Origin of the sequence: Streptomyces sp. 13-12-16 (genome assembly GCF_002114215.1) — a bacterium.
GTDB lineage: Bacteria > Actinomycetota > Actinomycetes > Streptomycetales > Streptomycetaceae > Streptomyces.
Map to the genome: position 1 here is coordinate 1 of NZ_NCTE01001296.1, position 1441 is coordinate 1441.

At 73.5% G+C, this 1441-nt stretch carries 1 protein-coding gene; it reads right to left on the bottom strand.

All coding sequences use genetic code 11. From position 1 onward, the window contains the following. On the bottom strand, nt 1-762 hold a 762-nt coding region (locus B7767_RS39665; protein ID WP_085576163.1), incomplete at its 3' end, for a hypothetical protein. Between the last annotated feature and the right edge of the window lie 679 nt (nt 763-1441).

A 1441-nucleotide genomic window follows, 5' to 3' on the forward strand; every position in this document is an offset into this window, starting at 1 on the left:
GGCTTCATCCGCAGCGCTCCCGGTGATGTCGCCGACCTCTCCGCCGGCCTCGCCGACAGCCGCCCGGCCGGCTCCACCGACGTCCTCCACCGCGCGTCCGGCATCACGGCCCACGTCCCGGACGGCCGTGCCGGCTCCCCGGCCGACGTCCTCCGCCACCGAGCCGACGCCGCGGCCCACGTCCCGGACGGCGGTCCCGGCTCCCCGGCCGACGTCCCGCACGGCCCGTCCGGCACCCGTACCCACCTCGCCCACGGCTTGACGGGCTCCGCCACCGACGTCCCGTACGGCTGATCCGACCCCTCGCGTCAGATCGCGCAGGATCTCCGGATGGCGATCGAGTGTCGTGAGCACCCGATCGATGATCATGGCGACATTGTCGAGCCGCACCCTGAGCCGGGCCTGCGCCTCCACACCCGAAATCCCCAGGTGCACGCGGCCAAGGACGACGTCGGCGCCCACACTCAGCTTCAGCAGGTCCAGCACCTCGGCCTGCAGGGAGACGTGCGCCCGCAGGTCCTCGACGTCCAGGTCGATCTCGTCGACCTTCAGCACCGGAACGTCCAGGAAGACGTCGGGGTTCGCATCGGCGACCACGGGGGTTCCCAGGGCGGCGGCCACGTCCTCCGCCCCGTAGGCGCCCGGCTCGTCGTCGTACGGTTCCGGCTCCGTGTACTCCTCGAGGTCCTCGGCGTCGGGTCCGCCGTCGTACGGGTCGTCCTCCTTGACGGGCGCCTCGTCGTTCTCGGCCTCGTCGTCCATCACCGCACCTCCCCGGTTCGCCGCCCCTCTCGTTCCATCCTGCTCCGCCATGAGGATCGACGCGCGTCCGGCACCGCCCGGCGGCGGACCGGGACCGCGGGGCGGCCACCACCCGGGTGCCCGTCACCTCGCCTCAGCACCCCATCCCTGTGCGCGGCGGCCGAAGGGCCCACCGACGGATGTGCGGGACGGTGACGAGGGTGGGGGCAGTCCGCCCAAGTCCATGGCGACGGCCCCGATCGCGAGCGGTCCCACCGCGGGGGGAGGCCGCGTGGTGCCCGTGGTGCCCCACGGCACCGACGTCACCGGTACGCGCACCGCCCCCGCGACCGTCCCGGGCCTGCTCCAGTCGGCGCCGGTACGGGCCCGGCCACTCCTCGTGCCGTGCGTCGAGGCAGGCCCTCACCGGGTCGGCCCTGGAGGGGAAGCCGTTGCACAGGCTCGTCCTCGCCACGCCCGCCCCGGCGGTGCTTCTCCTTCAGGACTGCGGTCGCTTCCCGTGGTTCGCCGCATGGTTGCGGCGCGCCTTCTTCTTGCGGCGCCTCTTCGAGGACATGCGCGTCTCCCTGGTGACATACAGCCGTGAGACCACGTCTCACCCGGTGGTTCCCGGACCGACGAACGGCATCGGCCCGTCCAGCCAGTGTTCCTCGCGGCGCGGGGCACCGCCACTCGCACG